The sequence below is a fragment of the Pseudomonas sp. JZ134 genome (assembly GCF_051027695.1).
GTDB classification, from domain to species: Bacteria; Pseudomonadota; Gammaproteobacteria; order Pseudomonadales; family Pseudomonadaceae; genus Chryseomonas; species Chryseomonas luteola.
Genome location: NZ_CP069250.1, coordinates 3972997 through 3988705, shown reverse-complemented (window position 1 = coordinate 3988705; position 15709 = coordinate 3972997). Strand labels below are relative to the sequence as shown.

Here is a 15709-nt window from a genome sequence, read left to right as displayed (position 1 = left end):
CACCGTGTCGGTTAGCTCCAGCGCTCCAATACCACGGGGAGCTCGTTGAGGCTGCGGATCTCGGCATCCGGCGCATTTTCACCGGACCAGGGCTTGCCTATAGGGTTGAACCAGATGGCCCGTAGCCCGGCCTGCTGAGCGCCCTGGATGTCATCGACAGGGTTATCGCCTACGTGCACCGCCGCATCGGCGGTCACGCCTGCCCTGCGTAGCGCTTCGTTGAAGGGATGCGGGTCGGGCTTGCCGATACCCAGCTCTTCTGCGCATAGGGCAAAACGGAAATAGTCAGCCAGGCCGATCTCGTGAACATCGGCATTGCCATTGGTCAGTACGCCCAGGTCATAGCGCAGCGATAGCTGTTCCAGCGTCTCGTGCACGTCCTCGTACAGGGTGACCTGCTGACGAGCAGCCAGGTAGATGGCGAAACCGGCTTCGGCCAGCTGCCCGGCCTCAGGTTCTTCGTAACCGGCATCCTGCAAGGCCCCATGAATGACGCGGCGGCGCAGTTCGCTGACGCGGTGCCGGAGGCCGGGGTCGCGCTCCAGGAGCCGATCCCTGATCTGCCACAGGTGCTCAACCGGGACCGGTCCCAGCCGTGATGCCTCGGTTTCCATCCAGGTACGAAGCGCATCTTCGGCGCTGTGGATGACCGGGGCTATATCCCAGAGGGTGTCATCGAGATCGAAGGTAATCAGGCGGATAGTCATGTGGATTCTGTTTTTCGCTTGGCACGTGGATGGGCATCATCATAGACCTGTGCCAGATGCTGGAAATCCAGATGGGTATAGATCTGGGTTGTGGCGATGTCCGCGTGGCCCAGCAGCTCCTGTACGGCGCGCAGGTCACGGGAAGTTTCCAGCATATGACTGGCAAAACTATGGCGCAGCATGTGCGGGTGCAGGTGCTGGCCCAGTTCGCGTACGCCCGCTTCACGGACGCGCAGCTGAATCGCTCTTGGCGTGAGGCGTCGGCCGCTCTGACCGATGAACACGGCATCATCCTGGGCGGCCAGGGCACGTTGCGGCAGCCAGCGTTCCATAGCCTCTCGCGCCTTGCTGCCCACCGGGACGATACGCCGCTTGTTGCCTTTGCCGCGAACGCTGATCAGGCCATCCTTAAGGTCCAGATCGACAATATCCAGCCCGACCAGCTCGGACAGGCGCAGACCAGAGGAGTAGAAGAGTTCAAGCATCGCCTGGTCGCGCAGGGCAATGAAGTCATCCTCTACAGCGCCATCCAGGAGCTGTGTGGTGCGGTCCACGTCGAGGTTCTTGGGTAGCTGTTTCTGGCCTTTGGGTGCACTGACACCATTGGCGGGATCATGCTGGCAGATCCCCTCGCGAATGAGGTACTGATAAAAGCCCCGGATAGCTGAGAGCAGACGAGAAAGGCTGCGGCTGGACTGTCCCTTGCGGTGCAGCTGAACGATCAGGGCGCGCAGCCGACGCGCATCGAGGCTGCTCCAGTCGGTGAGCTGTTCTTCGCGGCAGAAGGCCAGGAGTTTCAGCAGGTCACGGCGGTAACCATCGAGAGTATGGACCGACACCTGACGCTCGCTGCGTAGGTGTTGGCAGTAAGCGTCGAGGCGTTCTTCCATGTCAGCGTACCGAGCGAAGAGGAGTGGGAAAGCGCAGCAGGGCGCGAGATAACACTTCGGCAACATGGGTTAGAAACACCGTGCCTAGTGAACTCTTGTAATGCTGTGGATCAGGACTTCCAATGGCAAGTACGCCATGCATGCCTTGGTGAATCAAGGGTGCAACCGCGGCCGATCCAACCTCGTCCTGCGCGGCTTCGCCAAACAGGAATTTCAGTTCATGTGAGCGCAACGCCCCGCTGACCGCCTTGCCGCCCGACAGCAGTCCACCAATACACTGGTGCGCCTCGGCGCTGGTTACGCTGCGGCCTACCGGCAAGGGCGATTCGTGAAACAGAATCAGCCCGACGTAAGGCACCTTGAACTCATGGCGCAAGCTGTCTTCGACTGTGCTGATCACATCTTCCAATGTATTGGCATCCATGAGATCAAGCACGAGACGGCGGGTTTTATCGAACAAGCGGTCGTTATCGCGGGCCACATCCATCAGATGCGCCAGCCGATGACGCATCTCGACGTTGCGGTCGCGCAGCAGACCCAGCTGGCGCTCCACAAGGGAGACCGCCGTGCCGCGCTGGTGCGGAATGCGCATCTCGGCCAGCAGGTCCTCGCGGTCTGCAAAGAAGTCCGGATGCTGTTCCAGCCAGGCCGCAACCTGATCGGCATCGAGCGGGGGCGTTTGGTCTGTCATAAACGTACCTGGCCTTCGTATACACGGACGGCGGGTCCTGTCATGAGCACCGGCTTGCCGGGGCCGGCCCATTCGATATCGAGCAGGCCGCCGGGCAGCTCGATCTGTACAGGCGAATTTAGCCAGCCCTGGCGAATACCCGCAACCACGGCTGCACAGGCGCCGGTCCCGCAGGCCTGGGTTTCACCGGCACCGCGCTCCCAGACGCGCAGGCGCGCCCGGTGTTCATCGATGACCTGGAGAAAGCCAATATTGGCCCGGTTCGGAAAACGGGGATGATGTTCAAGTTTGGGGCCGAGTTCATGCACTGGCGCGGTATCGACATTGTCGACCCGCAGGACGCCGTGGGGGTTGCCCATGGACACCGCTGCAAGTTCGACGGTACGACCCTCGACCTGTACCGGGTAGCTGATCGCCTCGGCGTCGGCCTCGAATGGAATCTGCCTGGGCTCAAGGCGCGGCGCCCCCATGTCGACCGTCACCTGATTGTCGTTACGCAGCCGCAGCTCGATGATGCCGCCTTTGGTCTCGACCTTGATAACTTTCTTGACCGTCAGACGCTTGTCGAAGACAAAGCGGGCAAAGCAGCGCGCACCATTGCCGCACTGCTCGACCTCTGAGCCGTCGGAATTGAAAATCCGATAGCGGAAATCGACATCCGGGTTGCTTGGCGTTTCGACGATCAGGAGCTGATCGAAGCCGACCCCCGTGTGCCGATCGCCCCACTGGCGGGCGTGCTTGGGCTGGATATGCGCGTGCTGGCTGATCAGGTCAAGGACCATGAAATCATTGCCAAGCCCGTGCATCTTGGTAAACCGCAATAGCATGAGAGGTCACTCCGGTAGCCGGCTTTCGCCTGCATAGAGTTCCTCGACCGTCTCACGGCGGCGCACCTCGAAGGCCTGCTCGCCATCTACCAGCACCTCAGCCGCACGACCGCGACTGTTGTAATTCGAACTCATGGTAAAGCCATAAGCGCCTGCAGAGCAGACTGCCAGCAGATCACCTTCGGCCAGCGCCAGATCCCGGCCTTTGGCCAGGAAGTCGCCGGTCTCGCAGATCGGGCCGACCAGATCATAGGCACGGGTCTCGCCATCGCGAGGCGTCACGGGCACGACGTCCATCCAGGCTTCATACAAGGCCGGGCGGATCAGGTCGTTCATGGCTGCATCGATAATGGCGAAGTCTTTGTGCTCTGTGTGCTTGAGGTATTCCACACGCGTAAGCAGCACGCCGGCATTGGCCACGATGAAGCGGCCGGGCTCGAAAACCAGAGCAATATTCCGTCCGGCAATGCGCTCGCGGATCGCCTTGATGTAATCGCTCGCCAGAGGCGGCTCCTCGTTGCGGTAACGCACGCCCAGGCCGCCTCCGAGGTCCAGGTGACGGATCGTGATACCACGCTCGGCCAAGCGGTCAATCAGTGCCAGCAAACGATCCAGCGCATCGATGAACGGCTCGAGCGTGGTGAGCTGGGAGCCGATGTGGCAGTCCACTCCGATGATCTGAAGGTTTGGCAGCTCCGCTGCGCGAGCGTATACGGCCTCGGCCTCGGCGATATCGATACCAAACTTGTTTTCCTTGAGGCCGGTGGAGATGTACGGGTGGGTACCGGCATCCACATCAGGATTCACCCGCAGCGAGACGGGTGCCTTGCGGCCCATTTCGGCGGCGACTTCCTGCAGGCGCTCAAGCTCCACCCGGGACTCCACATTGAAGCAGTGCACGCCGACTTCCAGCGCGCGGCGCATGTCGTCTCGGGTCTTGCCGACCCCGGAGAACACCACCTTGGCGGCTTCGCCGCCAGCGGCCAGTACACGCTCCAGCTCGCCACGGGACACAATGTCGAACCCTGCACCCATCCGCGCCAGGACGTTGAGAACGCCCAGGTTGGAGTTGGCCTTGACAGCAAAGCAGACGAGATGAGGCAGCCCGGCCAGCGCATCGGTATAGGCGCGGTACTGGCCCTCGATGTGTGCCCGGGAATACACGTAAGTGGGCGTGCCGAAGCGCTCTGCAATAGCGCTCAGCGGCACACCTTCCGCATGCAGACTACCTGCGCGGGATGTAAATGACTCCATGGAAGGCTCCCTGGTCAGAACGTGTCGTGGCGATGCTCGTGAGCCGCTTTTTCATCGTCCGGAAGGTACAGGTCACCTTTTTGGCCGCAGCCTGCCAGCAGGCATGCGAAAGCAATTAGAGCAAGGGAAAGGCGCTTCATGGCGAATCCTTTGAAAAGCATGATTGACCCGGAGTATACCCGGCACCTGCCCCCTTGCCTATGTAACGCCGCGCGTGCCTGACAGGCCTGGGCGGTGCAGCCGTCTTTGCGACTGGACGAGGGGCGGTCTCCGGGGTAACGTCGAGGTCTTTTCAATACCGATTCAAGGAATCCCATGAGCAGTCTGAGCGAAGCCCGCTTCCACGATCTTGTCGATACTACCCAGCAGGCGGTCGAAGACATCCTCGACGACAGCGATCTGGACCTGGATCTGGAGAACAGCGCCGGTGTCCTCACGATTCGCCTGGAAAACGGCAGTCAGGTCATTCTGAGTCGTCAGCCTCCGCTACGGCAGCTCTGGGTGGCGGCCCGCTCAGGCGGCTATCACTTCGATTATGACGAGGCGGGCAACCAGTGGATCTGCGACAGCACCCAGGAGCCGCTGGGCGAACTGCTGACCCGTGTTATTCGTGAGCAGACGGGCGATGAGCTCGATTTCAGCCAGCTCTGATCTCTCGTTATCAGGGGAGGACGCTGAATCGGTGGCCTCGCCCTGCGTTCGGCGCTGTTGCCTGGACGATCACGATATCTGCCTGGGCTGCGGTCGCACGCTGGATGAGATTCTGGCCTGGGGCGAAGCGTCAGCCGAAGCGCGTCGGGCCATCATTCTGACCGCACAGGCGCGCAGGGACCATCGATCCAACACTGGCTGACCGGTGGTTCCGTCTACCCTGATCCCTGTGTTACGGTCAGGCCATCCGCAGCCGAAGGGCTGCACTCCCAACGCCGCCCGTGCGGCATCCGTTTCGGCATGAGACATGCTGTTCAGTACCTCGAAGCGCCGCCTGCAGCCGTTGCTGCAAGCGCGTTTCCGACATCCAGCCGCCAAAGGAGGCATCATGCGCCAGATCGCTCAGCCCATCATTACGCAGACTGACTACCAGCAGCTCGACCGCCTGCTCGATAGCCTTGAGGAATTCGGCCCGGCTGCCGAGGCGCTCGAAGAGGAGCTGGAGCGCGCCAAGGTGGTACCGCCTGATGAGGCGGAAGGTGTTGTAACCATGCATTCCCAAGTGCATTGCCGCGAAGAAGGCAGTGGCAAGGAATACCATCTGCGTCTGGTGTATCCCAACGAAGCCCGGGAAGAAGGCACCGTATCCGTGCTAACGCCCGTGGGCAGTGCACTGCTAGGGCAGACGGTAGGTCAGCGCGTTGAGTGCACGGCACCCGGCGGGAAAACGCTGCACCTGTCGCTACTGGAGCTGGAGCCGACGGCCAAGGCAGTCGGCTACTGATCAGACTGCCATGAATGCCTGGTTGAGCGCCTCTTCCAGCTCTGCCTTGAGCCTCAGGTAGGCCAGGGTGTGCGGGCGAGGCTCGCCAGGCACGTGCAGAAGATCCAGATCCGTCAGGTAGCAGCGATAACGTTCTCCGGTACGGCGGCGCGCCAGGATATGGCGTGCCACCTCCTGGTACAGCCGTGGGCCGTAGTCGAGCTCGGAAAACTCACGGTGATCGCAATATAGGGTTACCAGACGGCGCCCGGCCTTGGTGGCGGTCACAATGGCCTGAACCGCATAGTACGGCACCGTTTCCAGGGGCAGATCAATCTGTCGCCGCTCCAGATGCCGCGCCCGTTGAGGTGCTGGGGGCAGGACCTGGAAATAGTGCATCTCAGCCAGCGGTACCCGACTGGCCTCCAGGGGCACCTGGGCACTCTGTCGACGGTGAATGGAATGCAGGAAACGCTGCAGGGGGGCCAGCAGCGTCTGCTCATCATGGAAAGGCAAGCGCTGTGACCAGAGGGCGTTGTGCTCATCCAGTACGTAGACACGTGCCGTTTCACCTTCCTGTCGATAAAACACTTGAATGCTGCCGGTACGGCCCAGCGGTAGGATAAGGCCGAGTTCGTCACCCTCCAACGCATGGGGGTCCAGGCTCAGGGGCGTCCATTCCTGCTTTGGAGCGGACAGGTGCAGCAGCAACGAATCCCGGTCGGCCAGTGGCGTATGGCTCAGCTTGCCCTCGCGCAGCTCAAGCATGTGGAAACGCTGCTGGATCTGGAGCAGATAGCGCGTCTTGTGCTCACGCAGCATGGCCGTGCGGACTTCGTCGAACACTGCTTCCACGCGTTCTACGATCAGCGGTGCCCGGTTCCGGCAAAAGCTGCGTATCGACAGGCGAGGCAATGACTCCTGATCGCCAGAGGGCAGGCTGTTGAAGTAGGCGCATAAGCAGTCGAGCAAGGCATTGGCCCCTTCGAAACGGTTGACGTACAGTTCGTTCCAGCTGTTGAGGGTGATCTGGTCCAGCGTCAGCACCAGGTTCTCACGCATCCCGGCGTAGCCCAGGGCGTCGATACGATCGCTGGTGAGGTAGACATTGCGCTGACTGTGCTGGTAGAGCGGATCGATCCCTACGTTGATCAGCAGCAACACCTCGCGAGGCGCGGCCGGACGAAGCAGGACGGCTTCCGGTACGGTGTCCGGTCGGTCGTTGAAGCTCTGCTGGAAACTCTGGATCAGGTTGTTGAGTTCGAACGGGGTAAGGTCGCTCTCGCCGGCATGCAAGGTCAGGCGGGTGGCATTGTCGATAATGCCGTTGTAGCGACACCAGGCCAGCAGCTCGGCCAGTTCCCAGGTGCGCTTGAGTGGGGAGTGCGAATGGCACTCTTCTGCCGTCAGGTTGCCACGGTGCAATGACCACGGGCGGCGGCGCTCGCCAAAGGGGCGCTCTTCCTGCACCAGGGTAACGAACTCCTCGGCCAGGTCTGGCGCAATGCCCGGGTTGATAAAGTCGATTTTGCCGGCCTTGCGCTCGAACGCCGCATACAGGCGGCGCCCCAGAATACTCAGGTCGCGCGGGGCGAGGTGGCTTTCAACCTGCTGTTGCTGGGCGAACTGCGCCAGGAAGCGGTAGCTGTGAGTCAGGGCATTGACCAGAATCCGACGCTCGGCGCTGACGTCATCTACCTTCCAGCCCTGGCGCTCGTCCAGCTTGCGCAGCATATGCTCATCCCAGCCCCAGGACTGGGTCAGCTTCTCCATCAGCAGACGTTGCCAGCTCTTGCGGCCTTGCCGGGGCGGACGGCTCAGGGGCTTGCCAACCTTGAGGTACAGGCAACGACGGACCAGTTCAAGCCGATCCAGGTCGCCGCGCAGGAGCAGGTATTCTTCCAGGCGCTGGTACACCAGCCTATAGGGATCGACCTGATCGAGATCCGTGACGCCCGAATGGACCAGCTGTTTGAGGCGTCGGCTGAGCGTGACCGTGTGCGGGTGCTCGCAGGCGTACAGCTCGGTCACCATGAGTTTCAGGACTGATTTGTAGGGCGAGCTGATCCCTTTGAATAGTTGCCACAGCCCGGCGCCAATGTATTCGCCTGGAGGGATGTGGTCGATATGGCCGAAATCCAGTACCTCGCGCGCCTTGATAAAGCGATGGTGCAATAGTCGCTGGGTAAAGCCTTCGTAGTCGCTCTCCTCCTGAGCGACCGGCACCTGCCACCATAACGGCGTACGGCCGCCTAGCCAGATGGCGGTGCGATAGAACTCGTCGAGTAGCAGAAAGTGCTGCGCCGTACCGCAATCGTCCGACGTCAGGAGCCCCGGGCGCTGGCCCTGGCTGAACTGGTCGGCGTCAATCAGAAAGATATGCAGCTCGGCATTGAGCGAGGCCGCCCAGGTTTCAAGCAGGGCGCACTTGCGCTTCAACTCGGCGAGCGCCTGTGCACTCATGCCGGGGGCATGGCAGAGCCAGATATCCAGGTCGCTGCTGTCGGCCTGGGTCAGGGTGCCCAGGCTGCCCATGAGGTAAAGGCCATGCAGCGGCTCGTCCCGATGCGTGCGGGCGGGCTTATAGGCAAACGAGCGGGTAAGGCGACGGGCTTCTGCCAGCTGCTCGTCCGTCGGCTCAAAGCCGGTCAGGCCGGCCGGCGTACTGGCCGAGACATAGCCCGGCAGCATGGGATGATTGACGTGCAGCAACAGGGGCAGCAGGGTCAATACCGGCTGCTGTCGGCTGGGCAGGCCTTCCAGAGCGCGAACGAGGCGACCAGTGTTGATGGTCAGAAAGCGCGCGCGTACCTGCTTGAGGGCTTTGCGATCAATGCCCTCGTCGTCATCCAGTTGAAGGTCAGGGAAACGGGTCATGACGGGTCCATAGCTAAGCCGCAAGCGTACCAGTCGTACCCATAAAGTACGACTGGTTCACAGTGCGTTCGTCTCGCTGGACGCTACCGCCTGTCCAAAACCACCGGTGGGCGGTTCGCTCTGTGCTACTCCACGTCCGTACCGGTTTCCGGCAGGTCCGGCAGCGCCCGCAGCAATTGTTCGTAGCGGGCCGTGTCGAAGGGACGGTCTTCGGTCATCATGGTTTCGATCTCATTGGCCAGCACGATCGCCATCAGGTGGACGATTTCCTCACGTTCGTGCCCTACCAGGGTCAGTTTATTGAAGACGGCCTGTGTAAAAGGCGGTTCGCCGGCCGCCAACTGGTTCTCGATCGCCGAGATCAGATGGGATTCGACAAAGGATTCTTCGTTGTCATCATGGTCAGACATGGTATTGGTTCACTCAGGACAGTTGATGCCAGTCACTGGCAGATAATGGAGTTCAAGCAGCAATGATTACCTGCTACACCCTCGTTAACGGTATGTTAACCCCTAAGACCATCACGCCTGACGAGCCTTTCCCTCAGGATGCCTTGTGGATCGATCTTTTATCGCCTACCGATGAGGAAGAGCAGTTCCTGGAAAAGAGCCTGGCGGTAAACATTCCGACCCGGGAAGAGATGGCCGAAATCGAAGAGTCGTCCCGTCTGTACGAGAGTGAGCGGGCCCTGCACATGACGACAACGGTCGTCAGCGGATTCAGCGAACACCAGCCAACGGCTTCGGTGCTCAACTTTGTTTTGACGCCCGAGTGGCTGGTAACGGTGCGTTACGCTGAGCTGTCAGCGTTTCGTGCGTTTCGTACCAAGCTCAGCCAGCACCCGGGACTGCACAAGCGCAGCGACACCATTTTTATCTCGCTGCTCGACAGTCTGGTCGACCGAATTGCCGATATTCTCGAATCGGTGCAGGCCCATCATAACCGGCTGGCCAATGCCATTTTCCGGGAGCCCAAGCCTGATGACGAAGGCCCCAAGGCACCCAAGTCGGATCTGCAATCCATCCTGAAGCAGTTGGGGCGCAGCAGCCTGCTACTGGCCCGGTTGAGCGATAGCCTTCTGGGCATCAACCGATTGCTCAGCTACCTGCGCCGAGCCGCCAGCGAGTGGATCTGTCGTGAAGCCAAAGCCTGGATGAAAACCGTCGAGCGTGACTCCCGCTCGCTGGGCGACTACCAGAACCGCATGAACAACGAAATCAGCTTTTTACTCGATGCCACCCTGGGCCTGATCAATATCGAGCAGAACGGCATCATCAAGGTGTTCTCGATTGCTGCCGTTCTGTTCCTGCCGCCCACGCTGGTCGGTACGGTGTACGGGATGAACTTTGAAAACATGCCCGAACTGAGCTGGCACTTCGGTTATCCCCTCGCCTTGGTAGCCATGGTGGTATCGGCCATCATTCCATATGCCTGGTTCAAGTTCCGCGACTGGCTGTAAGGGTCAGGCCGTTGTGCTGACAACGGAGCCTGTGCTACCGCTGGTGGCTTGCAGCAGCGCCGCATAGGCCTGTTGCAGCGCGGCGCTCAGGCTGCTGATCTGGGTTTGTACCGCCTGTATCCGTACTTGTTTTTCTTCTTCGGAAGCGTTGCTGGCTTGGACTTGTTGCAACTCTTTCTGGGCCTGCTGCAACTGCTTTTCCAGATCCTTGATGGTCTTTTTCAGCTTTTCGAGAGTGGTCTCGGACTCGCCGCCGCTTTGAACCTCACCACTACCAGCAGGCCCATGCTTGAGTGTCAGGCCTTGATCGGTTTTCCCGCTCTTTTCCACAGACGTCGTAGAGGTGTCAGTGTCTGCAGAAGTGGCAGATGAAGGCGAAGTGGATGGCGGTTGGAAGGCAACGTTCAGCGAGGTGGCGAGTCGGTCGGTTATTGTGGACATGGCATCCTGTCTCTTCGAAAGGGTGCCATGCCATCGGCTGGTTATCGCGGAAGTTGATCCAATAGTGATGAGTGGTTGCTAACCGTTACTCGCCGGTCGTAACGGCGTTGTTGGCAACGTTTGTAGAGGCTGACCGATGATCAGCAGCTCACATCCGTAGCCTTTTACTTAGCCGTACAGCAGGTGCAGCGAGACCGCCAGCACACCCAGAAACGCCCATACCACACTAAAGATAAGCGGGGAGCGCAGCGAAAACAGCAGCGATTTTCGGTAACGGCTGCCATTGAGAGGCTCGTTTCCTGCGCCGTAAAGCGGCGTCACGCGGGTTACACAGGGTTCGTTCAGGGTGTCCAGCAGCTCGCATTGTTTGCGGTGCCAATGCTCGATTACATCAAAGGCAGCCTTGATGCCAGGCCAGGCGTGGATCGATGTCACCAACCCCAACAATGCCAGCAGAGTAGGCACATATAGGGTGAACTGAGTGCCCCATTGGCTGTTGGTATTGCTCATTGAAGACGCGAACGCAATCATCAGAAAGGACTGCGACGACAGATAGGCGTTGGTCCGGTTGGACAACATCGACGACTCGAACTGGATCTCCGCGCGGTAGAAATCAAGCTGCTCCCGGAGGCTGCCAAAGAGTGTTTCCGCCTTGTCCGTACGGGGATGCGCGGCTCCCGTAGGGCTCATCATGTGGATCGCTCCTGCTCAAAAAAAAGCTCTCTTGTAGGGCTTTTAAGACCGTGTAGAGTTCCGGTTCAAAGGCAGCGCGCGAAGTCTTGTACAAGAAAAACTTTTCACCGACGCATTGGGCGTCTACGGTTATCTGGCTTATCTGTCCAATGCCTTGGAGGCATGTCGAATGCTCAAGCTCTATGGGTTTCCCGTCAGCAACTACTACAACATGGTCAAGTTTGCGTTGCTCGAAAAGGGGCTGGAATTCGAATCCGTCACGGTTTTCCCCAGCCAGGACGAACAGTTTCTTGCGATCAGCCCCTGCGGCAAGATACCGGTGCTGGAAACCGAACATGGCTTTATCAGCGAAACCAGCGTGATTCTCGAGTACATCGAGGAAACCCAACCGGGAACGCCGCTGTTGCCGACCGATCCGTTCGCGCGTGCCCGCGTGCGTACTCTCATGCGCGAAATCGAACTCTATATCGAGCTGCCGGCGCGCCAGTGTTACCCGGAAGTGTTCTTTGGCGCCAAGGTCGACGAAGCCATCAAGGAAAAGGCCCGTCACGAATTAAGGTCCGGTATCGCCACGCTCAAGCGGCAGGGGGCGTTCTCGCCTTATGTGGCAGGCGATACCCTGACCCTGGCCGATGTCTACTTTCTCTACAGCATCGACCTTGCCCGTGGGGTTGCCGAGCAATTGTTCAGTCTTGACCTGATGGCAGGCTTTCCGGCTGCCCAGTCGCTGCTGGATCGCCTGAAGCAGAACGCCCATGTGCAGCGGCTGTATGAAGAAAAGGCCCAATCCATGAGCAGTTTCCTGGCCATGGTTCGCAAGCGTCTGGAAAGCGCCTGACCCAAGCGTTTTGTCGGTCGCAGGGCACACTCGTCTGGCATGATGGTCAATCCAGCACTTAGCCATCAGTAACGAGGACATTGTCATGCGTATCGGATTCATCGGTTTGGGTGGAATGGGCAAGGGCATGGCCGGCAACCTGATCAAGGCCGGCCATGAGGTCCTGGTCTGGAATCGCTCGCAGCAGGCGGTTCAGGAAATGGTCAGCCAGGGTGCCAAGGCCGCCAGCGAGCCCGCGGACGCATTTGATGCCGAGGTGGTGGTGTCCATGCTGGCGGATGACGCCTCTAGCCGCGCCGTCATTCTCGACAGTGGCGCGCTGGACCGTGCCCGCGCGGGGGCGATCCACCTCAGCATGGCCACGCTGTCGGTTGCCTTTGTAGCCGAATTGATCGAGCGTCATGCAAAGGCAGGCGTCGACTATATCTCCGCGCCGGTCTTCGGGCGTACCGATGTGGCCGTGGCGGGCAAGCTGAACATTGTGGTGGCCGGCCCGCAGGCTGCGGTGGATAAGGTCCAACCATTGTTGGATGCCATGGGCCAAACGACATGGCCGCTGGGCGAGGACCCGCTACGGGCCAATATCGTCAAGATTGCCGGTAATTTCATGCTGGCAAGCGCTATCGAGACGATGGGCGAAGCGTCCGCCTTGACCAAGAGTTATGGCGTCGAGCCGGCGGATCTGCTGAATATTCTCACCAACACCCTGTTTGCGGCACCGGCTTACAAGAACTATGGAGCGATGATTGCCGAGCAGCGCTTCGAGCCGGCTGCCTTCAAGCTGACCCTTGGCCTGAAGGATGTCGGGCTGGCGCTGAGTGCCGGTCAGGCGAAGAACGTACCGCTGCCGTTTGGCAGTGTACTGCGGGATAACCTGCTGGAAGCCGTCGCCCAGGGCGAGGGGCATCTGGACTGGTCTGCATTGGGCGGTCGTGCGCTCAAGCGCTCCGGGCAGGCATAGGCAGAGCAGGGCGCCATCACGTATATGGCGCCCTGTTCCGATTTACCGGCTCGCCAGTAATTCCCGGCCGCGCTGAACGGCGGCGCGGACCTGCGCCGGTGCGGTGCCGCCGATGTGGTCACGGGCGTTGACCGAGCCTTCCAGGGTGAGGACTTCAAATACGTCCTGCTCGATCTGGTCGCTAAAGCGGCGCAGTTCTTCCAGGCTCATCTCGGCCAGATCCTTGCCGGAATCCACGCCATACTTCACGGCATGGCCCACAATCTCGTGACAGTCGCGGAAAGGCAGGCCTTTACGCACTAGGTAGTCCGCAAGGTCAGTAGCCGTGGAGAAGCCGCGGCGGGCCGCTTCGCGCATGATCTCGCGCTTGGGCTTGATGGCCGGGATCATGTCAGCAAAGGCGCGTAGGGAGTCACGCAGCGTGTCGGCAGCGTCGAACAGCGGCTCCTTGTCTTCCTGGTTGTCCTTGTTGTAGGCCAGCGGTTGGCCCTTCATCAGCGTTAGCAGGCCCGTCAGGGCGCCGAATACACGGCCCGTCTTGCCGCGCACCAGCTCCGGCACATCCGGGTTTTTCTTTTGCGGCATGATCGAGGAACCCGTGCAGAAGCGGTCGGGCAGATCGATGAACTGGAACTGGGCGCTCGTCCACAGTACTAGCTCTTCAGAGAAGCGCGACAGGTGCATCATGGCCAGCGAGGCAGCCGAGCAGAATTCGATGGCGAAGTCGCGATCGGATACACCATCCAGCGAATTGCCGCCAACGGCCTCGAAGCCCAGCAGCTCACGTGTGATCTCGCGTTGGATCGGGTACGTGGTTCCGGCCAGGGCGGCGCTGCCCAGCGGCATGCGGTTCACGCGCTTGCGGCAGTCCACCAGACGCTCATAGTCGCGTGACAGCATCTCGAACCAGGCCAGCAGGTGATGCCCGAACGTCACGGGCTGCGCGGTCTGCAAATGTGTGAAGCCGGGCATGATGGTGTCGGCTTCACGCTCGGCCTGCTCCAGCAGACCCTGCTGCAAGCGGGTGATCTCTGCGAGGATCACATCGATCTCGTCGCGTAGCCACAACCGAATGTCTGTCGCGACTTGATCATTTCGACTGCGACCGGTGTGAAGTTTTTTACCAGTGATGCCGATACGGTCAGTAAGACGAGCTTCGATGTTCATGTGCACGTCTTCGAGATCGACGCGCCATTCGAACTGGCCTGTCTCGATTTCGTGCTGGATCTGGTTCAGTCCGTCTGCGATGGCGTCGCGTTCGGCATCTGTCAATACACCCACTTTGGCCAGCATGGTGGCGTGAGCGATAGAGCCCATGATGTCGTGTCGGTACAGGCGCTTATCGAAGTCGACCGAAGCGGTAAAACGTGCGACGAAGGCGTCGACGGGTTCGCTGAAGCGACCGCCCCAGGATTGATTGGTTTTTTCGTTGCTCATTGGTGGGCTCGCAAATGGCACTGAACGTGAATGGACGTGACGGGATGATAACAGCCTTGCGCTGGTGCAACGTGCACCACAGTTATCCCGTTAACTTTAAAACAACCTTGCCGTTCGTCGGATAGTAGTAAACACTTTGACCATGCCTATCAAATACCTGACCAAGCGCCGGCCTGCCCCGGTCGATGAGTTTTTCGTACCGGAGCTATGCGAGTCGGAAGCCCTGCTTGTCCTGATTGTGCTGGCGGAACTGCTGGTCCTGGTGCTCGTTTTGGCCGATCCCCTGACCACGTCCTTCAACTGGGTACGGTTGGCACTGGTCTCGCTGTTCGTGCAATGGAACGTGCTGCTCTCGGCCGCCGTTCTCTGCCGTTTGCGGCCCTTTCTGGCACGCCTGAAGCCGGCATTGGCTGGAGTTATCTGCTGCGCCCTGGTGGTGGGGCTGACCCTGGCCTGCACCGCCGTGGCTGACTGGCTGGAGCTGGCCGGCCCTATGCAGCAGTCCGGAGAGGTCAAGCTGTATGAGCGGCATGCCCTTATCGCGCTGATCATGTCGGCCCTGATGCTGCGGTATTTCTACCTGCAGAGCCAGTGGCGGCGCCAGCAGCAGGCCGAACTCAAGGCCCGGATTGAGTCGCTTCAGGCTCGTATCCGTCCGCATTTTCTGTTCAACAGCCTCAACAGTATTGCCAGCCTGATCGCCATCGATGCCGACAAGGCTGAACGTGCCGTGTTAGACCTGTCCAGCCTATTCCGGGCAAGCCTGTCCAAGCCTGGAACACGGATTCGCTGGTCGGAAGAATTGGAGCTGTCACGTCGCTACCTGGAGATCGAGAAGCTACGCTTGGGAGATCGTCTTCAGGTCGACTGGCGCATCGATGGTGTGCCGGATGATCTGCCGATCCCGCAGTTGACGCTGCAGCCGCTTCTGGAAAACGCCTTGATTTACGGGATTGCGCCGCGGATCGAGGGTGGATGTGTAGTGGTCGAGGCGACCTATGTCGCAGGGATATTCGAATTGTCGATGAGCAATCCATTCGATGAGCAGGCCGAGCAACATCCTCGGCCGCCAAAAGGTACGAAACAGGCTTTAACCAATATCGAATCGCGACTAACGGCACTTTTCGGCCCGGGAGCGAGTCTCAAAATCGAACGCCGTGACCAACGGCACATAACCTGTCTTCGCTATCCATGCGAGCGACTCACGCAGGAAGCCTGAG

General features: G+C 60.0%; 18 protein-coding genes. 7 read left to right on the top strand and 11 right to left on the bottom strand.

The window, feature by feature from the left end:
• Positions 1-11: 11 nt before the first annotated feature.
• Genes JQR86_RS18590 through lptM form a run of 6 tightly spaced genes read right to left on the bottom strand, consistent with a single transcriptional unit; the run spans position 12 to position 4509 of the window.
• Positions 12-707: an HAD family hydrolase gene (locus tag JQR86_RS18590; protein WP_434154042.1), complete on the bottom strand. Its 696-nt coding sequence runs from the start codon at positions 705-707 to the stop codon at positions 12-14.
• Positions 704-1597 carry a tyrosine recombinase XerC gene (gene xerC / locus JQR86_RS18585; protein ID WP_010796518.1) on the bottom strand — a complete coding sequence of 298 codons (894 nt, stop codon included), beginning with the start codon at positions 1595-1597 and terminating at the stop codon, positions 704-706. The genes JQR86_RS18590 and xerC overlap by 4 nt, the downstream gene beginning before the upstream one ends.
• Position 1598: 1 nt before the next feature.
• Positions 1599-2288, bottom strand: a complete 690-nt coding sequence (locus JQR86_RS18580; protein WP_074821270.1) for a DUF484 family protein — start codon at positions 2286-2288, stop codon at positions 1599-1601.
• Entirely contained in the window at positions 2285-3115 is an 831-nt protein-coding gene (dapF, locus tag JQR86_RS18575; RefSeq protein ID WP_010796520.1) for a diaminopimelate epimerase, read from the bottom strand. Before dapF ends, JQR86_RS18580 begins: the two co-directional genes overlap by 4 nt.
• Before the next feature lie 6 nt (positions 3116-3121).
• Positions 3122-4369: a diaminopimelate decarboxylase gene (gene lysA / locus JQR86_RS18570; protein WP_286787255.1), complete on the bottom strand. Its 1248-nt coding sequence runs from the start codon at positions 4367-4369 to the stop codon at positions 3122-3124.
• Between the two features lie 14 nt (positions 4370-4383).
• Positions 4384-4509 (bottom strand): LPS translocon maturation chaperone LptM, encoded by a 126-nt coding sequence (gene lptM, locus JQR86_RS18565; protein WP_010796522.1) that lies wholly within the window; start codon positions 4507-4509, stop codon positions 4384-4386.
• A gap of 175 nt (positions 4510-4684) precedes the next feature.
• On the opposite strand from lptM, the gene cyaY reads away from it, so the two are divergent.
• The 3 genes from cyaY to rnk all read left to right on the top strand — a co-directional run bounded on the left by cyaY (position 4685) and on the right by rnk (position 5804).
• Positions 4685-5020, top strand: coding sequence for an iron donor protein CyaY (cyaY, locus tag JQR86_RS18560; protein ID WP_010796523.1), 336 nt, complete (start codon positions 4685-4687; stop codon positions 5018-5020).
• Complete coding sequence (locus tag JQR86_RS18555; RefSeq protein ID WP_074821273.1) at positions 4995-5222, top strand: DUF1289 domain-containing protein; 228 nt, start codon at positions 4995-4997, stop codon at positions 5220-5222. The genes cyaY and JQR86_RS18555 overlap by 26 nt, the downstream gene beginning before the upstream one ends.
• Before the next feature lie 186 nt (positions 5223-5408).
• On the top strand, positions 5409-5804 hold the full coding sequence (rnk, locus tag JQR86_RS18550) for a nucleoside diphosphate kinase regulator (RefSeq protein WP_074821715.1): 396 nt from the start codon (positions 5409-5411) through the stop codon (positions 5802-5804).
• Here rnk and JQR86_RS18545 read toward each other — a convergent pair whose 3' ends face one another.
• Together JQR86_RS18545 and JQR86_RS18540 are read right to left on the bottom strand one after the other, a co-directional pair.
• Positions 5805-8660 (bottom strand): class I adenylate cyclase, encoded by a 2856-nt coding sequence (locus tag JQR86_RS18545; protein ID WP_404626742.1) that lies wholly within the window; start codon positions 8658-8660, stop codon positions 5805-5807.
• Between the two features lie 125 nt (positions 8661-8785).
• A complete protein-coding gene (locus JQR86_RS18540) occupies positions 8786-9070 on the bottom strand; it encodes a hypothetical protein (protein WP_010796527.1) in 285 nt (94 codons plus the stop codon).
• Positions 9071-9132: 62 nt separating this feature from the next.
• On the opposite strand from JQR86_RS18540, the gene JQR86_RS18535 reads away from it, so the two are divergent.
• Entirely contained in the window at positions 9133-10119 is a 987-nt protein-coding gene (locus JQR86_RS18535) for a magnesium transporter CorA family protein (protein ID WP_010796528.1), read from the top strand.
• Between the two features lie 3 nt (positions 10120-10122).
• Here the strand turns inward: JQR86_RS18535 and JQR86_RS18530 are convergent, their stop codons facing one another.
• Positions 10123-10560, bottom strand: coding sequence for a FlxA-like family protein (locus JQR86_RS18530; protein WP_434154041.1), 438 nt, complete (start codon positions 10558-10560; stop codon positions 10123-10125).
• Positions 10561-10728: 168 nt separating this feature from the next.
• Positions 10729-11253 (bottom strand): RipA family octameric membrane protein, encoded by a 525-nt coding sequence (locus JQR86_RS18525; RefSeq protein WP_125888128.1) that lies wholly within the window; start codon positions 11251-11253, stop codon positions 10729-10731.
• Positions 11254-11422: 169 nt separating this feature from the next.
• Between JQR86_RS18525 and JQR86_RS18520 the strand changes: the two genes are divergently transcribed.
• Both JQR86_RS18520 and JQR86_RS18515 read left to right on the top strand, forming a co-directional pair.
• Positions 11423-12091: a glutathione S-transferase family protein gene (locus JQR86_RS18520; RefSeq protein ID WP_434154040.1), complete on the top strand. Its 669-nt coding sequence runs from the start codon at positions 11423-11425 to the stop codon at positions 12089-12091.
• 85 nt (positions 12092-12176) lie between these two features.
• Positions 12177-13052: an NAD(P)-dependent oxidoreductase gene (locus tag JQR86_RS18515; protein WP_434154039.1), complete on the top strand. Its 876-nt coding sequence runs from the start codon at positions 12177-12179 to the stop codon at positions 13050-13052.
• A 42-nt stretch (positions 13053-13094) separates the two neighbouring features.
• Here JQR86_RS18515 and argH read toward each other — a convergent pair whose 3' ends face one another.
• On the bottom strand, positions 13095-14489 hold the full coding sequence (gene argH / locus JQR86_RS18510) for an argininosuccinate lyase (protein ID WP_434154038.1): 1395 nt from the start codon (positions 14487-14489) through the stop codon (positions 13095-13097).
• Positions 14490-14631: 142 nt separating this feature from the next.
• Here argH and JQR86_RS18505 point away from each other — a divergent pair, with 142 nt between their 5' ends.
• On the top strand, positions 14632-15708 hold the full coding sequence (locus JQR86_RS18505; RefSeq protein ID WP_125888131.1) for a sensor histidine kinase: 1077 nt from the start codon (positions 14632-14634) through the stop codon (positions 15706-15708).
• Position 15709: the final 1 nt, after the last annotated feature.